Below are 20,041 nucleotides of genomic sequence, written 5' to 3' on the forward strand. Positions count from 1 at the left end.
CGAGGAGCATCTATTCCTCTACAATACACCATGTCCCGCGCGTAAAGAAGTCCTCTGGAAAGCACTCCCTGCCTATAGCTGTTTCACGTGCACAAAAAAAGGGTAATCTCGCGTGGAGACCCCCTTTTCTCTATTTCCATATATTGCTTGTCTATTTCAAGTAACGCATAGGGTTCTGGATTCGTCCATTCTGATGAACCTCAAAATGCAAGTGAACACCCGTAGAATCCCCAGTCGATCCTTTTACTCCGATTTTTTTGCCTTGCGCAACCACGTCGCCTACCTTGACGCTGATTGTGCTCATGTGGCCATAAAGAGTTTCCATGCCATTGCCGTGATCGATGATGACTGCTTTTCCGTAGTCGCCATCCCATCCAGCAAATTTGACACGACCATTATCGGCAGCCAAAACAGAACCAGATCCAGCGATGTCGATCCCTTTATGCATACGGCCCCAGCGCGTACCAAATCCGCTGCTGATATAACCGCTCGCTGGCCAGCTCAGACGGCCTGTCCCACGAGATGGAATCACCTTTGTTCCCCGCTCCACGATTTTCGCAACAGGCTGTGCGATCACGTCCTGCTTGACGATATTTTTCGCAACTACTTGCCCATTTTCTTTCACGATCTCATACTGAACCATCTTGCTGCCGTCCCGACCTTCCTGGACGACTTTTGTTTCTCCCTTTGGCAGCTTATCGTTGTTGTTGATTTGCGTGGAGAACGCAATCGTTTCTTTTTGGGAGAGATCCTCTTTCACCTGTACCGTCACAAACGGACGAATAGCGGTCACGTTGATTTGCTGCCCCAGCTGGAGCAACGTATTTTCCGTGATGCCAGGGTTGTTTGCATAGATATCATTTGACGTAATGCCGTACTTTTTAGCGATACAACCGATGCAATCTCCTTCAACGACTGTATGCGTCATCTGCTTGAAGGTACCTTTAACGAGCAGCTCCTCCAGCTTGTCCGCCGGCAAAACCTGCGCGGCCGTGACTGAGTCGCTCTCTGTCTCTACCTGCTCCTTAAACGTAACTTCCTTGATGGGACTGCTCTTTGCAGGTGCGCTTAACGATGCAGCCGCTACGGCCACTTTCTTGTCTGCCTGTGCTGGGATGCCCGAAAACTTCTCTTTCACATGAGCAAGCACTTGATCAGCTGTATTCTGATCCGCCGCATAACCGACAACTTTCCCGTCTACAATCAGCTTAACCGCCTCAACCTTGATGTCGGCGATGTCGGATAGTGCGCGTACAGTCGACTCGTTATCAAACGGCGCCTTGTACTTACGCTCTTCCTGGAACGTGATGTAATCAGCAAGCGTCATAGAGAGGCCGTTCTTTGCCTGCTCTTCCTCCAGCTTGGCTGCCGTCCAGTTCTTTACCACTGCGGGGTTGTCCACCACGCCAATCTCTTGACCATTTACCAGAACGTGATACACCGAAATGATGTTGCTGGTATAGTAGTACTGTGCGGAAGCTCCCGCTGCCACGGTCAGTACCAGCCCTGCCGCGACAGAAATGGTTTGTTTCTTATGTGTTTGAATGTATGAGCTTGTTTGATCTATCGTGCGCTTCGCCAATTGTCTGCAATTCTGAACGATTTGCTCTGACCGTTCCTGCAGCTTGGCCTTCCATTCCGACCATTGCATAACTTGTCCCTCCTGAAAACATTAGCAGCTCGCCTTGCTTTCGGTATTCCCTGAATTGTTTAAATATACCGACTAGGACATATAGCCCAAAATTTTGTTTCCAGTAATCTGCCAAATTGCCTAAAGAAACCAACTATGTCGACTTTACCACATATTTAACGACAACATCAAGTGTAAATTGCTGTCGAATAAAAAACTTGACCAAGAGTCATGATATGTACATGAAACTGGAATATTTTAGACAGTCAGGAGAGTGATTTACGTGAAAGAAAGAAACATTCTGGCAGGTTTTCATACGGAGGAGGATGCAGGAAAAGCGGCCGATGCTCTTCGACAAGCTGGTTTTTCCACCATACAAATCGACAGAGTCGGACAATTTCCAGGCGATGGGAACGAATCGATCATGAATCCGATCTCTGGCGAAATACCGAGCCTGGGCAACATGACACTGGCTGGTGATTTTCCCAGCGGCCGGGATGCCAGCGTACTTGCCGCAGTAGATCCAGATGCTAGCGGGATGGCTGACCGGGGAGATGACGATCTAAATCGAAGTGTCCTCCTGACCGCAGTCGTTCCAGAAGAAAGAGGCGACGAAGCTACCCAAATCATTACTTCCTGCGGCGGCATGATATGACTTTGTAACCAGCCTAGGTCAATAGAAAGCCACCTGCTCCGCTTAGGGTAGGTGGCTCAGTGCTTTTTGCTCATTCGATTATCACACCTCGAGCATGGAAGTTACTTCTTTGATTGCCAGCCTGCGAATCGTCGTTTTTTCGGTATCCTGCTGCTTGTATGTGGTGATGAAGCACAGGTATCCGTTATCGAAATGAGTCATGGTTCCCTTGATGACGACGCCATTGAACATCTTCACCTGTACGTTCTTCCCCAGCAGCTTCATGGCTTTTTGATCAAAACCCATCATCACGATCACCTCTCCATTTCCTTGCTATGCTCTACTTTATGCCCAGATGGTGTCGTTTCGTGTCTGTCCTCTCGAAATAAATTTTCTCGTAACATAAAAACTCGTATCGGGACTTTTGTCCAACTCGAAAACTGCCCCCGGCAAGAGGGCACAGGTCTCTCCTCTGCTGCCCGCATACGGGATCCATTCTTGTTTGTACAAAAAAAAGCTGTCGAATAATCGACAGCTTTCGCTATGTCTATGGGACTAAGGCTTATCCGTAAATGCCGCGAACGACTACGGTTTGCTCACGGTCTGGTCCTACAGAGAAGATCGACATCGGAATGCCAGTAAGCTGCGTGATACGCTCAATGTAGTGACGTGCGTTTTCTGGCAAATCGTTGAGGTTGCGAACACCTGTGATGTCTTCTGTCCAGCCTGGCAGCTCCTCGTATACTGGTTCGCATTTTGCGAGCAGGTTCAGGTTCGCTGGGAACGATTCGATAATTTCTCCGTTGTATTTGTACGCGGTGCAAATACGCAGGGTTTCGATGCCAGTCAAAGTATCCAGCTTCGTGATAGCCAGACCAGTGATGCCGCTGACACGACGAGCGTGACGAACAACTACACTGTCAAACCAGCCTACACGGCGTGCGCGGCCAGTTGTCGTACCGTACTCGGCACCCACTTCACGGATTTGATCACCAATCGCATCAGTCAGCTCAGTCAGGAACGGACCGTCCCCTACACGAGTCGTGTACGCTTTCGCTACCCCGATGACTTGATTGATTTTGGTTGGTCCCACACCGGAACCGATCGTCACTCCACCCGCGATTGGATTGGAAGACGTTACGTACGGATAAGTACCTTGGTCAATATCGAGCAGCACGCCTTGGGCACCTTCAAACAGCACGCGGTTGCCGCGGTCGATTGCATCGTTCAAAACTACAGATGTATCGGTTACATAAGGACGGATAACCTCAGCTACAGCCAGGTATTCGTCCAGAATTTCATTCAATTCAAACCCTGTGGTGTTGTAAACTTTCTCCAACAGGTTGTTCTTTTCAGCCAGGTTGCGCTCCAGCTTGCGTTTGAACTCTTCTGGATCTAGCAGGTCTGCGATACGGATACCGATACGAGCAGCTTTATCCATATAGGCAGGACCGATCCCTTTACGAGTCGTACCAATTTTGTTTGCACCACGGCTATCTTCTTCTACCCCATCCAGTTTGATGTGGTAAGGCAAGATTACGTGGGCGCGATCACTGATTTTCAAATTGTTTGTAGTAAAACCAAAGCTGTGGATGTACTCCAGCTCTTTAATCAGCGCTCTTGGGTCTACTACCATACCATTACCGATCACGCAGGTCTTATCTGTATAAAAAATTCCAGATGGAATCAAGTGCAGTTTGTATTTGTTGCCATCAAAAATAATGGTATGGCCTGCATTGTTACCGCCTTGGTAACGAGCCACTACTTCTGCGCTTTCAGCCAAATAGTCAGTAATTTTACCTTTACCTTCATCGCCCCACTGGGTTCCGACGACAACGACAGTTGACATCGAAAAACACCTCCTGATATAATCATGTCCTTTTGGGCCTGAAACAATCTAAGTGTACTAAACCATTTCCCGCATGTCAACGAAAATACGAACATTTGAATAGTAAGAACATTATACGTTCGGTAATTATGATACGCTATGCAAACCCTTGTTGTCCTTCTCTTTTTTGAAATCGGGCAGTACGGAATACCCAAAGAAAAAAGCCGGAATTCCCTCCGGCTTTTCTGTTTCTATTTTATCCTGCCTGATTTCGGAACCGATTATCCAGACTGACGAATTTGTTGTATTCCTTTAAAAACGCCAGCTCCACTGTTCCGGTAGGGCCGTTACGTTGCTTTGCGATGATGACCTCGATCACGTTCTTATTCTCGGTCTCTTTGTCGTAGTAGTCGTCGCGGTACAGGAACGCAACGATATCGGCGTCCTGCTCGATCGAACCGGACTCACGAATATCCGACATCATCGGACGCTTGTCCTGACGCTGCTCTACACCACGGCTCAGCTGCGACAGGGCGATTACAGGAACGTTCAACTCACGGGCAATCCCTTTTAAGGTACGGGAAATTTCGGATACTTCCTGCTGACGGTTATCTCCTTTTCCACGTCCATGAATCAATTGCAAATAGTCGATCAGAATCAATCCGAGACCTTTCTCCGCCTGCAGCCTACGACATTTGGCACGGATATCCATGACGGTCACCCCAGGACTATCGTCAATGTAAATGGGCGCCTTCGCCAGAGTCCCGATCGCCATCGTCAGCTTCTGCCAATCGTCTTCCTCCAATGCCCCCGAACGCATCCGGGAAGCATCCAGATTCCCCTCGGCACAGATCATACGTTGAACGAGCTGGGTCGCACCCATCTCCAGAGAAAAAATGGCGACGGTCTCACCAGCTCGTGCGGCTACATTCTGTGCCAAATTCAACGCAAACGCCGTTTTCCCTACGGAAGGACGGGCAGCGAGGATGATCAAGTCGCTTCGCTGCAAGCCAGCTGTCATCTTGTCCAGGTCGGTGTATCCCGTCGATATCCCGGTGATATCTCCCTTGCGCTGGCTCAAGAACTCGATGCGCTCGTACGTCTCCATCAAGGCATCACGGATCGGTGTAAAACCACCGCTATTGCGATTCTGCCCGATCTCCATGATGTACTTCTCCGCGTCGGCAATGATTGCCGTGACCTCATCCTCGCGTGAGTATCCATCATTGGCGATCTTTGTTGCTGTATGAATCAATCGCCGTAGAAGCGACTTTTCTTCCACAATCTTTGCGTAGTACTCGATGTTTGCTGCTGTCGGAACCGAGCTTGCGATTTCCGTCAGATAGGTAACGCCACCTATCTCATCCAGCAGCTTATGGTCCTGCAGGTCTGCTGTCACTGTGACCAGATCGACAGGTTCGCCTTTTTCGTACAGGTCCACCATCGTTTGAAAGATGCGCTGATGCGCTGTCTTGTAGAAATCCTCCGGGCGGAGAATTTCAATGGCCGTGATAAGAGCTTCCTTGGACAAGAACACGGCACCTAGTACCGACTGTTCTGCTTCCTTGTTCTGCGGCGGCACACGATCCAAAAACAGGTCGCTCACGTCACACCCTCCACATGTCTGTCATTATTCTTCGACCACGTGTACTTTGAGAGATGTGGTCACTTCGTTGTGCAGTTTTACTTTAATTTGCGTTACACCCAGTGCGCGGATCGCATCCATTTCGAGTTTGCGCTTGTCCACTTTGATCTTGAACTGTTCTTCCAGCGCTTGTGCTACCTGCTTGCTGGAAATCGCTCCAAACAGACGACCACCTTCGCCTGCTTTTCCTTTTACCTTTACAGTCAGCTCGCTGAGTTTTTCACCCAATTCGATGGCTTCCTGTTTCTCTTGCTCTTTGCGCTTCTCTTCGCTGCGCTTTTGAGCGTCGAGCGTTTTCACGTTGCTATCTGTCGCTTCCTTAGCCAGCCCGCGCGGCAGCAGGAAGTTGCGTACATAACCTTCGGAGAGATCTTTTACTTCGCCTTTTTTGCCTTGGCCTTTAACATCTTGAAGAAAAATGACTCTCATCATCGTTTCCCCCTTCTCATATTGGCCTACATGACCGAATCGATCGCTTCTTTCAAGCGTTTCACTGCTTCTTTTATGGTAATGCCTTCGATTTGGGTCGCTGCTCCTGTCAAGTGACCGCCGCCGCCCAAAAGCTCCATGACGGACTGTACATTGATGTCACCGAGAGAGCGCCCACTGATCAGAATCACACCGTCAGCACGCTGTGCCACGACAAACGATGCCTGAATGCCAGATAAGGTCAGCAGCTGTTCCGCCGCCTGAGCCACCTGGACTTGCGTATATTCTTCTGCAGGATCACCTGTAGCGATCGCCATATTGTCACGGTATGTTTCAGTGTTCATGATGATTCGAGCACGCTTGACGTACTGATTGACATCTTCCTTCAGCAAACGCTGGACAGCTGCTGTATCTGCACCGTTACGTCGCAGGAACGACGCAGCCTCGAAGGTACGCGAGCCTGTACGGAAGGCAAAGCTCTTGGTGTCGACGACGATTCCCGCAAGCAATGCAGTTGCAATCAGACTGTCGATGTTCAAGCGCTCGCTTTGGTACTGCAAAAGCTCTGTGACCAGCTCTGATGTAGAGGAAGCATACGGCTCCAAGTACAACAGAACGGGCTCAATAAATTCCTCTGAGCGGCGATGATGGTCGATCACGACAACCCGGCTGGTTTCACCCAACAGCTTAGGCTCAATAACCAGCGAAGGACGGTGCGTATCGACAACCACGAGCAGCGTCCGACCAGTCACCAGTCGAATGGCTTGTTCCGGTGTTACGAACGTCTCAGCCAGCTCTTCGTTTGCGTAGATCTCCCGCATCAGGCGCTCGACGGAATTGTTTCCTTCGTCCATGACGATGTAAGCAGCCTTTTTGTGCACCTGTACAGCTTTTAAAACACCGAGCGATGCGCCGATGGAGTCCATGTCCGGCTGCTTGTGTCCCATGACGATGACGTGCTCTGCCTCATGGATCAGGTCGCGCAAAGCATGGGCGATGACACGTGCCCGTACGCGTGTCCGCTTCTCAACGGCATTGGATTTCCCGCCGTAGAAAGTAAGCTTGTTCCCGACCTTGACGGCACTCTGGTCACCACCACGGCCCAAAGCGATATCCAGGCTGGACTGCGCCATTTGCCCTAATTCGATGTACGTACTCGCAGCTGCCCCAACCCCGATACTCAGTGTGATCGGAATTTTGTTGTCAGCCGTCATTTCCCGTACGACATCCAAAATGTCAAAACGCGTTTCTTCTAATTTATCAAGTGCTTCCCGTTCCATCAGCGCCAAAAATTTGTCAGCCGTGATTCGGCGAAGATATATGCCATGTTTGGTAGCCCACTCCGTGATGACACCAGCGACACTGGTCGAAAGCAGCGTCCGGCTCTGGTCATCCATCACTTGTCCAATCTCATCCAAATTGTCGAGATGGATAATCGCGAGTGCAGCCTTTTCACGGTGATAGCGAGCTGTCAGTTCCTTGAAATCCGTAATGTCTGTAAAATACAGCAGACGTTCTTCGGATCGGACCAGCACCTCGTAGACCCGTTCGTTGTAGGTAAATTCCAGCCGCTTTTGCTCCAGCTTTCCATTCAGACCAGGAAAAACCTCCTGCAGGTTTTTGCCAATCAGAAGCTCATCCCCGGACATATGTGTCATGAACGGGTTTACCCACTCAATTGCCTTTTCCTCGTTGTATAAAAGGATCCCGATCGGCATCTCTTGGATGACACCTTCTCCTGCCTTCTTCACACGATGTGTGACCGTAGCCAGATAAAGGCGCAAATCGCGCTGGAACCCTTTCTCAGCCTGGAGGGCATAAAGAACCAGGCCAATCAAGCAGACCATGCCGATCGCCCCGTACATCCAATGGTGCAGGGTCAAAATTCCCAACAACAACAAGCTAAAGCTGAGTGCCAGGACCATATGCATCCCGTACCAACGCTTTAACAGGAACTTGGGCATTTCCTCAGCCCCTCTTCACTCTTGTTTCCAGTTTTTCACGCAACCGAATTCCCAAATCAAAGATCCCTACTAGACTCAGTATAGTGGTTAGAAAGGGAAAAATAAATAGACAGACAATAAGCACTGGAGTCAAACGCTTCCAGCCATACAAATAGGCTGCGAATACACAAAAGCTTAGCCCCTGCAAAGTGAAAATGGTGTCGAGCATGACTTTTACGTTCAGGATCGCACTTTCCCAGAACGTCCCCTGAATGCTTGACCCAAACACCAGCATGGCAATCATAGCGATGAAGTAGTAGTAAAGCAACGACCTCGGAAAGGTCCATTCCCGGATAGGCTTTAGGGCCGGTACCGGTCTGCGCAGACGTTTCCCAACCAAACGAGCCAGCCAGTGCACAATCGCGCTGGAACCAAAGCTGAACATGACCAGACTCACAGGAAGAAGCATCTTCGCCAGCTCCATGTACTGATCGTACTGCTCCTTTGGTACGAATGCCGGTCGAAGGAGTGCAGCCTGCTGCATCATCGAATCAAAGCTCGTATTCATGCCAAACACCATGAAGGCCAGCATGAACACAAAACCGAAGAAAACTGCGACTGCTCCCGCTGTAATTCCGGAGAGTGCCGTCCCTCTTCTCTTGTAAAAAATCCCCATCACCGCTCCCCAAGCTGCAAACTCAAGAGCCGCAAAGGCAGTGATTGGTCCCGTCATGATCCACCCTAGAAAGGTAAACGCGAGGGAAATCCATACCATGTTCGGCACGGTTCTGCTCATACCTAGGAGTAGAAAAGGCAGTGGGATCAAAATACCGACTAATGCACCTAGCACTGTGTATGTACTGAGGAATAACTGCACCAGTGCGATACCCAGCATCAGGGCATTTTCGGCCAATTGCTTGGTTTTTGAAGGCATGTCAGCACCTCATTTGGGAGTACAAGAAGATATGGAAAAAAGAGGGCCACGCAATTGTGTCCCCCTTTTTATAGCTTGTGAAAATTATTCAGCCGTGTAAGGCAGAAGTGCTACTTGACGTGCGCGTTTGATTGCGATCGTCAGTGCACGTTGGTACTTAGCGGAAGTACCAGTTACACGACGAGGCAGGATTTTACCGCGCTCGCTGATGAACTTTTTGAGCAGATCAACATCTTTATAGTCGATGTGCTTGATTTTGTTCACTTTGAAGAAGCAAACTTTACGACGCTTATTAGGACGTCCTTTGCGTGCCATGTGAGTTCCTCCTTTTTAAGGAAATGTGAAAGTTATACGATTCTTTAGAACGGCAAGTCATCATCCGAAATGTTGATAGGCTTGCCAGCACTCGCGAAGGGATCACCAAACGGATCAAAGTCGTTTCTCTGGCCTCCGCCGGATGGTTTGTTGCCACCGCCGAAGCCTGGACCCGGATCGTAGCCTGAATTATCTCCGTTTTCGTTGCCTCGACCGCCCAAAAATTGAACGTTCTCTGCAACTACCTCTGTTACGTATACGCGTTTTCCTTCTTTATTGTCGTAGGAGCGCGTTTGAAGGCGTCCTTCGATGGCGGCTTGTCTGCCCTTGCGCAAATAGCTTGCACACAGGTCAGCCAGCTTCTGCCAAGCAACAATATTAATGAAATCGGCTTCTCTCTCGCCCGCTTGGTTGGTGCGGGGACGATTGATCGCCACTGTAAACGTAGCAACGGCAACGCCATTTGATGACAATAGGTAAAACTTTGGCATGTGCGCCTCCGTCTTTTCCCCTGTCCCAAACCGTACGTGCAAGTTTCCCTGCATACGGCTTTCCATCGAACTGACCCCGACTTATTTAAGGTCGAGAAGGATTAACATGGCAATCAACCCTCAACTAACCACTTTAGCTTTACCTTTTAGTTTCTCCCTATACTTAGATAGCTTCTTCGCCATTTTCGGATTATCAACTTCCGAGGTTCCATGAATCAATTCATGGCATCCGTCATGGACGCTAGCGAGATTGGCTACTTTATTAATTTCGTGCAATGGTAATGTTGGGTCAATGTGATGGCAGTGATAGTCGTTCGGTAAAATATCGAGCTCACATATTTTACATTTCCCTTTATCCCGATTCCAAGCGTACTCTCGATTCATGTAGTATTCAAAGTTGTACTTTCTGAGGTTATGATTTGAAGAACGTGAGTTCTTCTTAGCTAACCTAAAGCTGTTAGGATTGTAGAGCGGAGGTCTATCCAATGGGTTCTTCTTCTTGGACAACTGAGCGTATAAACTCCTGCCTTCCTCTGTATACGGAGTCATGGCTTGGTTGAAGTTTACTGCACGATCTGAGCCAGTCATGAAGAACTTGGTGATTCCCACCCATTTCCCTTCAACTTCGACAGCGTGACATTTGGTTGTGTAACCGGCGTGTCTAGCTGGTCTGTTAGAAAGTTCCTTTGCCGTTTTCACATGGTCGAGGTTCTTACCGCCGTTCTGGTTGTAATACATCGACTTCCATGTGTAGTGACAGGCTTTGAATACTTTGTTGTCAAGGCTTGAGAAAACCTTACTGCAAATCGACTTGTTGTAGTAGAGCGATAAACCGACTATCATCGAGTTTACCTCTTCGATTACGACAGCCTTTTGATATTCGCAGACGGTAGTTTTCAGGCTCTTGATTTTGTCGAGGACTTCCCTGAACTTTTCGTTCAGCTTCTTGGTATTCGGGTAAACCTTGCAGGTTAGTGGGCGTTTTCTTACTTTACCCGTTCTACCTGTAAAGGTTCTTGGCTTTTCGACTTTCAGCCAAAACCCTAGGAATGACATTGCTTTCTCAGTAAGGTCAGTAATGACTGTTTTATCAGGAGAAAGTTGCAGTTTCAGCTTAGCCTCAAAGTATTTATTGAGTGCTTTTAACCGTCTTTCAGCTTCTTCTCTGGATTTGGTCAAGATAACCCAGTCGTCAGCGTATCTCACGAGAAATACAGGTTCGATTCCCTTTTGCCTCATTGCACGTCTGGCGTTCTTTTCGTTGGAATACTGTTCTAGTTGGTAAGGATTTTCGTACCAGCTTGATACAATCCAGTCAAAGTCGTTCAGATATACGTTTGCAAGCAGGGGGCTGATAATCCCACCTTGCGGTGATCCTAGAGTGGATTCTTCAAACACGCCTTCGTTCATTATTCCTGCTTTAAGCATTTTCATGACGAGTGCCAGCACCCTCTTATCAATTACACCCATTTTACTGAGTTTGTTGATGAGGAGTGAGTGGTCGATGTTGTCGAAGTAGCCTTTAATGTCTCCTTCGATTGCGAATCTAAACTCACCAATATTGATGAGACTTGCTATCCTTGCTATGGCGTGATGAGTTGACCGATATGGTCTAAAGCCGTAGCTGTGTGGATAGAATTTCGCTTCGAGGATGGGTTCTAGGACTATCCTGGCGCATTCCTGAATGATTCTGTCCTGCATCGTCGGTATTCCCAACGGTCTCATTTTGTCGGAGTTCCCTTTAGGAATGAGTTTTCTCCTAACTGGTTGGGGGTTGTAGCTTTCGAAGCATGTTTTAATGGTTCGAAGCAACTTTTCCCTCGGCATCTGAAGATAGTCTCTAATGACTTTCTTGTCGATACCTGCCGTCATACTGCCCTTGTTGGACTTAATGTTGTGTATAGCAGTTATGATGGTTTGTTCGTTAGTAATTAACTCATATAATCCAGTGAAGGACTTTCCGTCTTGAGACTGCCTGTATAGGGTGTCGAGTACTGATTTTAGTTCAGTCTCCGACTCGACTTGAGCATTAACCCTCATCTTCTCAGTCCTTCCTATATGTAATAGGAAGAAACTATCCAAGCAGAGATGAGTTAGCGATAGACTTTCGGACTGTACAATCCTCCAGCGTTAACTCAAGTCAAGGTTCTTTTAGTGGCAGTTATCAATCCGACTGCCCCCCTTCGCCATGTAAACGGCTTTCCCGTTCTCGGACTACTACGGGGGCTCTGACTTCCCACAAAACCTCAACGGACTGACATCCTCCGTTAAGTGGGATCTCCCACGTTCCCTGCTTCCTATCCCTATGTTTACTGACTTTTAGGTGCGTACCCTACCCCGGGGAACCTAGACGTGTTTTGAATCCCAGTTGTTCCACGTCTTTACGGATTATTTCAAATCCGCAGTTGTAATACCAACACACAAGATATTACAACGTATCCCATTGCCCCTTTCGGGTGAACTTGCGTTACGAGGCTGCATACGTTCGGATTAACTTCCTCACCATGAGTCGGCTTTTAAGGAGGCCCGCATCACTTTCGCCATATCCTTTCGGACTTAGGTTACTTGGATTACGACTTTACCTAGCTCTCAGACAGCTATTGGTGTCAGCCAATGTCCGCCTGTAGGAGTCTTAGCCCTCATGCCAAGCGTAACTTGTGGATTCGGCATGGCTTCCGCGTTTCACGGAAGATTTCAGAAACAGAGTTCTTGACTTTGACGTGCGAGTATTAGGGTGCACCTAGATACCGTCAAAGTCCGTCGCTTTTCCCTACAGTTGTAGGTTAGGCGAAACGTGGCGCACGCGTGTAGCGAAGTTCAGGATCTTTTGTCAGGTTGCCGATGAGAATGACTTTATTCATCTTGGTTCCCCCTCTGACCGCGACAGTGATTACTTCTCATCACGAACGAACATGAAGCGAATTACGTCGTCGTTGATTTTCATCAGACGCTCTGCTTCCGCAACCGCATCAGCATTCGATTTGAAGTTCATCAAAACGTAGTAACCTTCACGGAACTTATTGATTTCATAAGCAAGACGACGCTTGCCCATTTCTTGAAGTTTGGAAATTTCACCGCCGTAGTTGGTTACGATCTCGCTGTAACGAGCTACATTGGATTTCACTTTCTCTTCTTCAAGGTCTGGACGCAATACATACATAACTTCGTATTGACGCATACCTTTTCACCTCCTTATGGACTTTAGCGGCCCTGATCGGGCAAGGAGCGAGTGCTGAAACGAAACGCATAAGACATGCACTCCATAAATACTCGCATTATGGTATTATAGCAAAGCAAATCTCTCGAAGCAAGATTCAGTTCTAAACGTTGAAACGGAAATGCATAACATCTCCATCTGCAACCACGTACTCTTTCCCTTCAAGACGGTACTTCCCGCGCTCTCTGGCAGCAGCCACAGAACCAGCATCTACCAGATCGTTGTACGCGATTACCTCTGCGCGGATAAAGCCGCGCTCGAAGTCCGTATGAATCACACCCGCTGCTCCTGGCGCTTTCGTGCCGCGGCGAATGGTCCATGCACGAACTTCCTGCACACCCGCAGTAAAGTAAGTCACCAGACCCAGCAGTTCATAGGCAGCGCGAATCAGACGGTCCAGACCAGACTCGGACAGACCCAGCTCCTCGAGGAACATGTCTTTATCTTCGCCTTCTAGCTCCGCGATTTCCGCTTCCACTTTTGCGCTGATGACTACCACCTGCGCACCCTCGTCGGCAGCATGCTTACGCACCGTTTGAACGTGCGGGTTGTTGTCTGCATCCAGAATGCCATCCTCAGCCACGTTGCACACGTACAGCATCGGTTTGATGGTGAGCAAATGCAGGTCACGAATCCATTTGCGCTCCTCGTCATCCAGCTCTACGCTGCGTGCAGAGTTGCCTTCTTCAAAAGCAGCCTTCAGTTTTTCCAGTACATCCAGCTCTTGCTTCGCTTCCTTATCGCCCGCTTTTACCTTGCGGCCGATGCGGTCAATGCGTCGCTCTACGGAGTCGAGGTCCGCAAAGATCAGCTCCAGATTGATTGTCTCAATATCGGAGAGTGGATCTACACGGCCAGATACGTGCGTAATGTTTTCATCCTCGAAGCAGCGAACCACATGTGCGATTGCGTCCACTTCACGAATGTGCCCCAGGAATTGGTTCCCCAAGCCCTCGCCTTTGCTCGCCCCTTTTACCAGACCAGCAATGTCAACGAATTCAAAAGCAGTTGGAACCACTTTGTTTGGAACAACGATCTCTGTCAATTTAGCCAAGCGTGGATCTGGAACCTCCACAATTCCCACATTGGGATCAATCGTACAGAACGGGTAGTTAGCCGATTCTGCACCTGCTTGGGTAATGGCGTTGAACAGGGTGGACTTCCCTACGTTAGGAAGACCTACAATCCCGCAAGATGCACCCATCTATATACACTCCTTATCATCATCCTGACATCCTTTTAAGTATATAGATTTGCCTATGAGAATACAATTGCATCCTTGTGGAACTTCCTGCCCCTATCCTACTGCAAACTGGTGGGACAAAAAAAGAAATGCTAGACTGGAAGGCAGAAACGAATGTACTGTGTTCGCCAGAAAAGAGGTGTGTAGTTTTGAATCTAGTGCTATTCGGTGCTACTGGCCGCGTGGGAGGTCACATTCTCGCCAATGCGTTGCAGGACGGTCATCATGTCACGGCTTTGGTACGCACTTTGGAAAAGCTTGTTCACCATCAAAATCAATGGGACAATCTGCGGGTTCTTCCCGGCAATGTCCTGGACTTTGCGGATGTGCAGCGCGCGGTCAAAGGCGCAGATGCTGTCATCAGCACGCTTGGTACGGATGGAGGCACTACCTTGTCCGATGGAATTCCTCACCTGGTTCGTGCTATGGAGCAGGAAGGCGTGAAACGAATCATCACAGTCGGAACAGCCGGTATTTTGCAAAGCCGAACATCCCCGGAACTGCTGCGCTACCAGTCCAGTGAGTCCAAACGCAAGCTGACTCGCGCTGCCGAGGAGCATCACAAAGCCTATACGCTACTCGCGCAGACCGAGCTCGACTGGACCATCGTATGTCCTACCTATTTGCCTGATGGTACGCTGCTTGGCTCCTACCGAGTAGAACGCGACTTTTTGCCAGTGGATGGAGCCGAGATTTCCGTTCCGGACACTGCTGCGTTTACGTACAGCTTGCTCTCTTCAGGTGAATACATCCGCTCGCGGGTCGGCATCGCTTATTGACCGTTCGATTCATATGCACGGCAGAGGCTCCCTCTCTGGTGAAAGGGAGCCTCTTTCTTTTGCTTAGCTTATTTCTCGTTTACCAGCTTTTCCAATTCGTTCAGCGTCTCTTCGAAAATCTCCATCGACTGCTCGATTGGCTTGGATGTAGACATATCGACACCTGCCGCCTTCAGCACTTCGATTGGCGGCGCAGAGCTGCCCGCTTCGAGGAAGTTCTTTTTGATCCGGTCTACAGCCGGTTTGCCTTCATCCAGGATTTGTTTAGCCAGAGCCTGAGATGCTGCAAAGCTGGTCGAGTATTGGTACACGTAGTAGTTGTAGTTGAAGAAGTGGGAAACGCGCGCCCACTCCATCGCGATTTCATCGTCGGATACCATGTCTTTGCCGTAGTATTTCTTGTTGAGATCGAGGTAGATCTTTTTCACTGCCTCCGCGTTCAAAGACTCGCCTGCCTGCTCCTTGTCGTGGATCGCCTTTTCAAACTCGGCAAACTGAGTCTGGCGGAACAGCGTCGAACGGAAGTTTTCCAGGTAGTGATTGAGCAGATACATTTTCTCTGCCTTGGTCTTCGCCTGGGCGTACATGCTCTTGAACAGCAGGGTCTCGTTCATCGTAGACGCTACTTCCGCTGTAAAGGTAGGGTAATTGGACGAGACGTACGGCTGCGTTTTATTCGTGTAGTACGACTGCATAGCATGACCCATCTCATGAGCAATGGTAAACACATCGTCCAGCGTCCCCTGATGGTTCAGCAATACATACGGATGCGTGTCGTATGCGCCCCATTGATACGCGCCCGTACGTTTGTCATCCGTCGAGTAAACATCTACCCAACCGCCCTCAAGCCCTTCGGAGAGTACCTTCACATAGTCGTCTCCCATGGCTTGCAGACCATTTAGCACCATCTTTTTCCCTTCTTCGATGGGGATGTACTTATCTTCAGATGGCACGATCGGTACGTAAATATCGTACATGTGCAGCTCATTTACACCGAGCATTTTCTTTTTCAAAGCGATGTAGCGATGCAGCAATGGTAGGTTTTCATTTACGGTGTCAATCAGCTCGTCGTACACCTTGGTTGGGATGTTGTTTGGTGTCAGACTTGCTTCCAGAGCAGACTTGTAATTGCGTGCGCTTGCGTAAAAGTTGTCCCCTTTTACCTTCGCCGCCAAAGTCGATGCAAATGTATCCTGAAAGTCAATCAGCGAGCTGTAATACGCTTTGAATGCATCCTTGCGCACCCGTTGATCTTTGCTTTCCAAATAGGAAACGAAATTGGAACGGTTCAGCTGTACCTCTTTTCCGCTTTCGTCTTTGATTTTCGGGAATTTCACATCTTTGGACAACATGCTGTAAATATTCGTCGGCGAGCTGCTGAGCGGCGATGATTTTGCCAATAGCTCCTCCATTTCTTTGGAGAGCGAATGTGCTTTGTTGCGGAGCATGTCCTCCAGGAACAGCTTGTATGGAGCCAGCGCTGGATCTGCCAGCAGCTGCTTCATTTTATTATCAGGAATCGCCACGATTTCCGGCTGCACCCACGCTGTTTTTTCAGAAACCAGTGTGTACATCTTTTCAGCTCGGTCTGCCAAGACTTGCAGCTCGGAATTGGCGGAGTTTACATCCAGTGACATATTGGCGTACACGTAAGCTTTGTCGTTTAGACGCATCATACTCATATAGTCGTCAAACGCCTTCAGCATGGTAGCAGAAGAGGTGCTAAGCTTCCCTTGATATTTGGTGAAGGCCTTCGCCAACTCCTCAACTTTAGCTACATCCTTTTCCCAATCCTGCACAGACGGATAAATATGATCCAGCTTCCATTTGTACTGGTCAGGAATTTCCGCGCGTGTTTGATAGACAGGTGCTTTTTCCGCAGCAAACGCAACAGCTGGTGTGCTGTACGGAATAAAAGGCACTGCTACGGTGGTCAAAGCAATGGCCAGAGCCGTGACTGATGCAAGCGTACGCTTCTTCAAATCTCAATCGCCCCTTTTCTACGTCTTTCTATTATTGCCAAACACTAGTTACTGTAATTATCTTTTTTTCCCTCTTATCCCTTCTTTTGAATAAAAAATATTTTAAATATTTATTAACAACAGTCAATTTATCCAGAGAAATGACGATATTGTGGATAGTTCTGTGGATAACCACTTGTCCACACCTACTTGTCCCCGAAATTGTAATTCTTACCTCGTCCAAGCTGCAAAGTTGCCCACATTTTCTGTGGATAGAATGTGCATAACTTATTTTCTGTGAACCCGTGACATTCGCCCATACCTCTCCTCCGCTTTTGTCATAGCATGTGTATTGAAACTAGGGTAGGAGGTGTTAGCAAGTGGGTATCTTTAATGGTTTCGACGACTTCGCGCTGATCTTGGTGCTCTTCATCCTTCTCGTGATCATTGGTTGCGACTGCAACTAATACTCCCGCTGCGATCCGACCTATCTGAAGAAAAGCTGTCGCTGGCGGCAGCCTTGTCTTCTACACTATAGTCTGTCATATTAGGCGATCGCACCATCGATACGCCATGAACTGTCATAGTGGATGTACTATCCTTCCTGGGAGTCAAAATCACGATAGTACACATGCAAAAAGGGATGCTGCCTCACTCGGCACACCCCTTTTTGCTTTTTTGCTATTTAGCCCCTGTCGTAAAAATCGACCGTTGCAGTGGATTGTTATTCCCCGCTGTATCCCGCAGCAATCCGGGTACCAGCTCGATCAGATAGGTCTGATGCGGCTGCCATTTTCCTTTTGGCTTCACTGTGAGCATTCGCTTGCTTTTATTCCAGGTAATCGTATGGGCGACGCTCGTTCCCATCTCATCCGTTACTCTCACCAGTGGTCCAGCCGTTTTGCTCGCGAGAATTTCTCCGCTTACCAGCGTCACTTCTTCCGCAAATTGCAGCGTCACCTTTTCCTGCAGCTTCACCTGCTTGGCACCATGACCTGGCAAAATGGTCGCCCGCGGAGCGATTGTATCCACAGGCTTTTTGATGGAAAACGTGCTGCTGACCTCTGGATTACTTTGTCCTTGATCATTTTTTAGCTTCTTCACTGGCAAAGTCACTTTAAACGTCTGTCCTGCTTCCAAGTTACCCACAGGGTCGATCGTGACCGTACGCAAATTTTTGTTCCAGCTTACGGTATAGGGTACTTTCCTTTTTTTGCTGTCCGTCAGCTGAATGATCGACATCCACGATTGGTTGGTCAGCTCTTTATTGTTCAGCAAGCGAACTCTTTCGGGAAACGTCAGCTCCACTCGTATATTCGGCGAAAGATCCACCGATTGATCAGCTGGAGTAACCTTGATCCCCCAAGCGTTCCGCTCTGCTCCCAAAGCTGGCTGTGCCACCAACATCATCAGCACCAGCATGCCCACTACATACAACCATCTGCTCGTCCCCTTTTTCATCATATCCCCCCGTTTATAACGGCAGAGAGCCCTTTCCTGGACTTCGCTATCCGGACTCCCCTCTCACCGTTTACGGGCATTGTAGAAAAAGACAACAGCGTGGTTCAAACATATTTCGCGTCTAGGACTGCGGATCCTCCCCCGCGCGACTCAAAATCTTTTTCAGCTTCCGTTCAAACTCCAAGCGAGGAATCATCACACTATGGTCACATCCCGTGCACTTGATGCGGATATCCATGCCCATACGGATCACCTTCCAGGCGTTTGTACCGCACGGGTGCGGCTTTTTCATTTGAACGACATCCCCCAGTTCAAATTGCTTCCTTTCCATCTTTTTTCTCTGTCTCCTTTCTATCTACGCTTGCCCCTGACTCTGTCCTTTTCCTTGCATCGCTACAATCTTCGGATAAGGAATCTGAATGCCCCGCTTCGTAAATTCTGTCCGGATCATCGCACGCAGATTGCGGTTTACTCCGTGATGGGTGTTTGGCTTACACTCGGCCGTTACCCGCATCGTTACTTCCGAAGGGCCAAGTGCATGCACTCCAAGTATCTGAGGCTCTGCGACGATATCCGTCAGCTCGGTTTTAGCAATCTGCAGAACTTCCTTCAGCACTTCCTCCACCTGTTTCAGATCTTCCTCATACGCCACCGAGACATCTACGACTGCCAATGTATTTTGCAAAGAAAAATTGGTCACCTGTGTGATCGTCCCGTTGGGGAAAATATGCACTTCCCCGGTCCAGCTGCGGACACGCGTGATGCGCAGCCCAATTTCCTGCACCGTTCCCGTCAAATTGTTGATCGTGACGACGTCTCCTACCGCAAACTGATCCTCAAAAATAATAAAGAATCCAGTAATGATATCACGCACCAGACTCTGTGCCCCAAAGCCGACTGCGAGCCCCAATACCCCCGCGCTCACCAAAACCGGCTTCAAATCGATTCCCAGCAGCTGCAAGACCATGAGAATCGCTAAAAAATACAACGTGTATCTCACAACATTGTTAACCAAGACCCGCATCGTATCTACACGGCGTTGATCCATTTGAATCTTGCTGCCGGCTCGATGCTGGAATACCTTGTTGACCGCTGCCTGCACAACGGACACAACAATCCGTGAAATCACGATAATCGCTACAATTTTTAAAGCAACCATGCCAACACTCATCCACATGTCGGCATTCGTTACCGATTCATACATTTGATTGTACAGGGTCTGAAAAAATTTTCCGTCACCCATTATTCCTGCTCCCTTCTGTTCCCTTTCTCGTCAATTTCTTGATAGCGATTGGCAAACTGACGAAAATAGCCGCGAATGATCACTTGTTGTTCCTCCATGATGGTTTTAGCCTGTGAGTAATCTGGCAGTGGAAACTCTATGGAGAGGGCACAGCCGGCCGTTATCTCTTTTGGGGTCGGTCTTGTGTCTATCTCGATATCCGCATACTCCAGCAGCATCTCTGCACGCAAAGCCTGCTGCGTTGAGTCAAATGCGATGAGTACTGTCTCTCCTCCCACTTTTCTCCCT

21 protein-coding genes are annotated in these 20,041 nt (G+C 48.8%); 3 read left to right on the forward strand and 18 right to left on the reverse strand.

Annotated features, from left to right (window positions below; translation table 11 throughout):
- Positions 1 to 151: 151 nt before the first annotated feature.
- Positions 152 to 1,651, reverse strand: coding sequence for a LysM peptidoglycan-binding domain-containing M23 family metallopeptidase (locus ACLIN2_RS30005; RefSeq protein ID WP_122960443.1), 1,500 nt, complete (start codon positions 1,649 to 1,651; stop codon positions 152 to 154).
- Between the two features lie 262 nt (positions 1,652 to 1,913).
- On the opposite strand from ACLIN2_RS30005, the gene ACLIN2_RS30010 reads away from it, so the two are divergent.
- Positions 1,914 to 2,285, forward strand: a complete 372-nt coding sequence (locus ACLIN2_RS30010; protein WP_301170106.1) for a hypothetical protein — start codon at positions 1,914 to 1,916, stop codon at positions 2,283 to 2,285.
- Positions 2,286 to 2,366: 81 nt separating this feature from the next.
- Here the strand turns inward: ACLIN2_RS30010 and ACLIN2_RS30015 are convergent, their stop codons facing one another.
- From ACLIN2_RS30015 to ychF, 12 genes are all read right to left on the reverse strand, one after another.
- Positions 2,367 to 2,570 carry a hypothetical protein gene (locus tag ACLIN2_RS30015; protein WP_174769322.1) on the reverse strand — a complete coding sequence of 68 codons (204 nt, stop codon included), beginning with the start codon at positions 2,568 to 2,570 and terminating at the stop codon, positions 2,367 to 2,369.
- Between the two features lie 256 nt (positions 2,571 to 2,826).
- Positions 2,827 to 4,113, reverse strand: coding sequence for an adenylosuccinate synthase (locus tag ACLIN2_RS30020; protein WP_122960441.1), 1,287 nt, complete (start codon positions 4,111 to 4,113; stop codon positions 2,827 to 2,829).
- 235 nt (positions 4,114 to 4,348) lie between these two features.
- Positions 4,349 to 5,698 carry a replicative DNA helicase gene (gene dnaB / locus ACLIN2_RS30025; protein ID WP_092271186.1) on the reverse strand — a complete coding sequence of 450 codons (1,350 nt, stop codon included), beginning with the start codon at positions 5,696 to 5,698 and terminating at the stop codon, positions 4,349 to 4,351.
- A gap of 24 nt (positions 5,699 to 5,722) precedes the next feature.
- The gene (rplI, locus tag ACLIN2_RS30030; protein WP_411502972.1) at positions 5,723 to 6,166 is read right to left on the reverse strand and encodes a 50S ribosomal protein L9; all 444 of its coding nucleotides are present in this window, start codon (positions 6,164 to 6,166) and stop codon (positions 5,723 to 5,725) included.
- A gap of 26 nt (positions 6,167 to 6,192) precedes the next feature.
- Positions 6,193 to 8,130 (reverse strand): DHH family phosphoesterase, encoded by a 1,938-nt coding sequence (locus ACLIN2_RS30035; protein WP_092271180.1) that lies wholly within the window; start codon positions 8,128 to 8,130, stop codon positions 6,193 to 6,195.
- Between the two features lie 4 nt (positions 8,131 to 8,134).
- The gene (locus tag ACLIN2_RS30040) at positions 8,135 to 9,043 is read right to left on the reverse strand and encodes a DUF2232 domain-containing protein (protein ID WP_411502973.1); all 909 of its coding nucleotides are present in this window, start codon (positions 9,041 to 9,043) and stop codon (positions 8,135 to 8,137) included.
- An 84-nt stretch (positions 9,044 to 9,127) separates the two neighbouring features.
- Positions 9,128 to 9,358, reverse strand: coding sequence for a 30S ribosomal protein S18 (rpsR, locus tag ACLIN2_RS30045; protein ID WP_005831740.1), 231 nt, complete (start codon positions 9,356 to 9,358; stop codon positions 9,128 to 9,130).
- Positions 9,359 to 9,402: 44 nt separating this feature from the next.
- A complete protein-coding gene (gene ssb, locus ACLIN2_RS30050) occupies positions 9,403 to 9,849 on the reverse strand; it encodes a single-stranded DNA-binding protein (RefSeq protein WP_411504620.1) in 447 nt (148 codons plus the stop codon).
- Between the two features lie 120 nt (positions 9,850 to 9,969).
- Positions 9,970 to 11,889 (reverse strand): group II intron reverse transcriptase/maturase, encoded by a 1,920-nt coding sequence (gene ltrA, locus ACLIN2_RS30055; protein WP_310767566.1) that lies wholly within the window; start codon positions 11,887 to 11,889, stop codon positions 9,970 to 9,972.
- Positions 11,890 to 12,632: 743 nt separating this feature from the next.
- Positions 12,633 to 12,710: a single-stranded DNA-binding protein gene (locus ACLIN2_RS30060; protein WP_411504621.1), complete on the reverse strand. Its 78-nt coding sequence runs from the start codon at positions 12,708 to 12,710 to the stop codon at positions 12,633 to 12,635.
- 29 nt (positions 12,711 to 12,739) lie between these two features.
- Entirely contained in the window at positions 12,740 to 13,027 is a 288-nt protein-coding gene (gene rpsF / locus ACLIN2_RS30065) for a 30S ribosomal protein S6 (protein WP_092271171.1), read from the reverse strand.
- A 142-nt stretch (positions 13,028 to 13,169) separates the two neighbouring features.
- Positions 13,170 to 14,270 carry a redox-regulated ATPase YchF gene (gene ychF, locus ACLIN2_RS30070; RefSeq protein ID WP_092271168.1) on the reverse strand — a complete coding sequence of 367 codons (1,101 nt, stop codon included), beginning with the start codon at positions 14,268 to 14,270 and terminating at the stop codon, positions 13,170 to 13,172.
- Between the two features lie 188 nt (positions 14,271 to 14,458).
- Here ychF and ACLIN2_RS30075 point away from each other — a divergent pair, with 188 nt between their 5' ends.
- Positions 14,459 to 15,088: an NAD(P)-dependent oxidoreductase gene (locus tag ACLIN2_RS30075; RefSeq protein WP_411502974.1), complete on the forward strand. Its 630-nt coding sequence runs from the start codon at positions 14,459 to 14,461 to the stop codon at positions 15,086 to 15,088.
- A 68-nt stretch (positions 15,089 to 15,156) separates the two neighbouring features.
- Here ACLIN2_RS30075 and pepF read toward each other — a convergent pair whose 3' ends face one another.
- Complete coding sequence (pepF, locus tag ACLIN2_RS30080) at positions 15,157 to 17,070, reverse strand: oligoendopeptidase F (RefSeq protein ID WP_411502975.1); 1,914 nt, start codon at positions 17,068 to 17,070, stop codon at positions 15,157 to 15,159.
- Between the two features lie 401 nt (positions 17,071 to 17,471).
- Between pepF and yjcZ the strand changes: the two genes are divergently transcribed.
- Positions 17,472 to 17,516 (forward strand): sporulation protein YjcZ, encoded by a 45-nt coding sequence (yjcZ, locus tag ACLIN2_RS30085; protein ID WP_246011265.1) that lies wholly within the window; start codon positions 17,472 to 17,474, stop codon positions 17,514 to 17,516.
- Between the two features lie 214 nt (positions 17,517 to 17,730).
- Here yjcZ and ACLIN2_RS30090 read toward each other — a convergent pair whose 3' ends face one another.
- The 4 genes from ACLIN2_RS30090 to ACLIN2_RS30105 form a co-directional block, all read right to left on the reverse strand.
- Positions 17,731 to 18,510 (reverse strand): Ig-like domain-containing protein, encoded by a 780-nt coding sequence (locus ACLIN2_RS30090; RefSeq protein ID WP_411502976.1) that lies wholly within the window; start codon positions 18,508 to 18,510, stop codon positions 17,731 to 17,733.
- 121 nt (positions 18,511 to 18,631) lie between these two features.
- A complete protein-coding gene (locus ACLIN2_RS30095) occupies positions 18,632 to 18,841 on the reverse strand; it encodes a DUF951 domain-containing protein (RefSeq protein WP_092271153.1) in 210 nt (69 codons plus the stop codon).
- A gap of 24 nt (positions 18,842 to 18,865) precedes the next feature.
- Complete coding sequence (locus ACLIN2_RS30100) at positions 18,866 to 19,753, reverse strand: mechanosensitive ion channel family protein (protein WP_411502977.1); 888 nt, start codon at positions 19,751 to 19,753, stop codon at positions 18,866 to 18,868.
- The gene (locus tag ACLIN2_RS30105) at positions 19,753 to 20,031 is read right to left on the reverse strand and encodes a DUF3343 domain-containing protein (RefSeq protein ID WP_092271148.1); all 279 of its coding nucleotides are present in this window, start codon (positions 20,029 to 20,031) and stop codon (positions 19,753 to 19,755) included. Before ACLIN2_RS30105 ends, ACLIN2_RS30100 begins: the two co-directional genes overlap by 1 nt.
- Positions 20,032 to 20,041: the final 10 nt, after the last annotated feature.

Source organism: Brevibacillus centrosporus, assembly GCF_046622605.1.
GTDB classification, from domain to species: Bacteria; Bacillota; Bacilli; order Brevibacillales; family Brevibacillaceae; genus Brevibacillus; species Brevibacillus centrosporus.

Excerpts from the sequence above, each read along its gene's own strand:
- ACLIN2_RS30060 (WP_411504621.1), bottom strand. The coding sequence starts at position 12,710 with ATGAATAAAGTCATTCTCATCGGCAACCTGACAAAAGATCCTGAACTT.
- ychF (WP_092271168.1), bottom strand. The coding sequence starts at position 14,270 with ATGGGTGCATCTTGCGGGATTGTAGGTCTTCCTAACGTAGGGAAGTCC.
- ACLIN2_RS30020 (WP_122960441.1), bottom strand. The coding sequence starts at position 4,113 with ATGTCAACTGTCGTTGTCGTCGGAACCCAGTGGGGCGATGAAGGTAAA.
- rplI (WP_411502972.1), bottom strand. The coding sequence starts at position 6,166 with ATGAGAGTCATTTTTCTTCAAGATGTTAAAGGCCAAGGCAAAAAAGGC.
- ACLIN2_RS30035 (WP_092271180.1), bottom strand. The coding sequence starts at position 8,130 with ATGCCCAAGTTCCTGTTAAAGCGTTGGTACGGGATGCATATGGTCCTG.
- ACLIN2_RS30100 (WP_411502977.1), bottom strand. The coding sequence starts at position 19,753 with ATGGGTGACGGAAAATTTTTTCAGACCCTGTACAATCAAATGTATGAA.
- rpsR (WP_005831740.1), bottom strand. The coding sequence starts at position 9,358 with ATGGCACGCAAAGGACGTCCTAATAAGCGTCGTAAAGTTTGCTTCTTC.
- ACLIN2_RS30040 (WP_411502973.1), bottom strand. The coding sequence starts at position 9,043 with ATGCCTTCAAAAACCAAGCAATTGGCCGAAAATGCCCTGATGCTGGGT.
- ACLIN2_RS30015 (WP_174769322.1), bottom strand. The coding sequence starts at position 2,570 with ATGGGTTTTGATCAAAAAGCCATGAAGCTGCTGGGGAAGAACGTACAG.
- ltrA (WP_310767566.1), bottom strand. The coding sequence starts at position 11,889 with ATGAGGGTTAATGCTCAAGTCGAGTCGGAGACTGAACTAAAATCAGTA.
- rpsF (WP_092271171.1), bottom strand. The coding sequence starts at position 13,027 with ATGCGTCAATACGAAGTTATGTATGTATTGCGTCCAGACCTTGAAGAA.
- ACLIN2_RS30005 (WP_122960443.1), bottom strand. The coding sequence starts at position 1,651 with ATGCAATGGTCGGAATGGAAGGCCAAGCTGCAGGAACGGTCAGAGCAA.
- ACLIN2_RS30090 (WP_411502976.1), bottom strand. The coding sequence starts at position 18,510 with ATGAAAAAGGGGACGAGCAGATGGTTGTATGTAGTGGGCATGCTGGTG.
- ssb (WP_411504620.1), bottom strand. The coding sequence starts at position 9,849 with ATGCCAAAGTTTTACCTATTGTCATCAAATGGCGTTGCCGTTGCTACG.
- ACLIN2_RS30095 (WP_092271153.1), bottom strand. The coding sequence starts at position 18,841 with ATGGAAAGGAAGCAATTTGAACTGGGGGATGTCGTTCAAATGAAAAAG.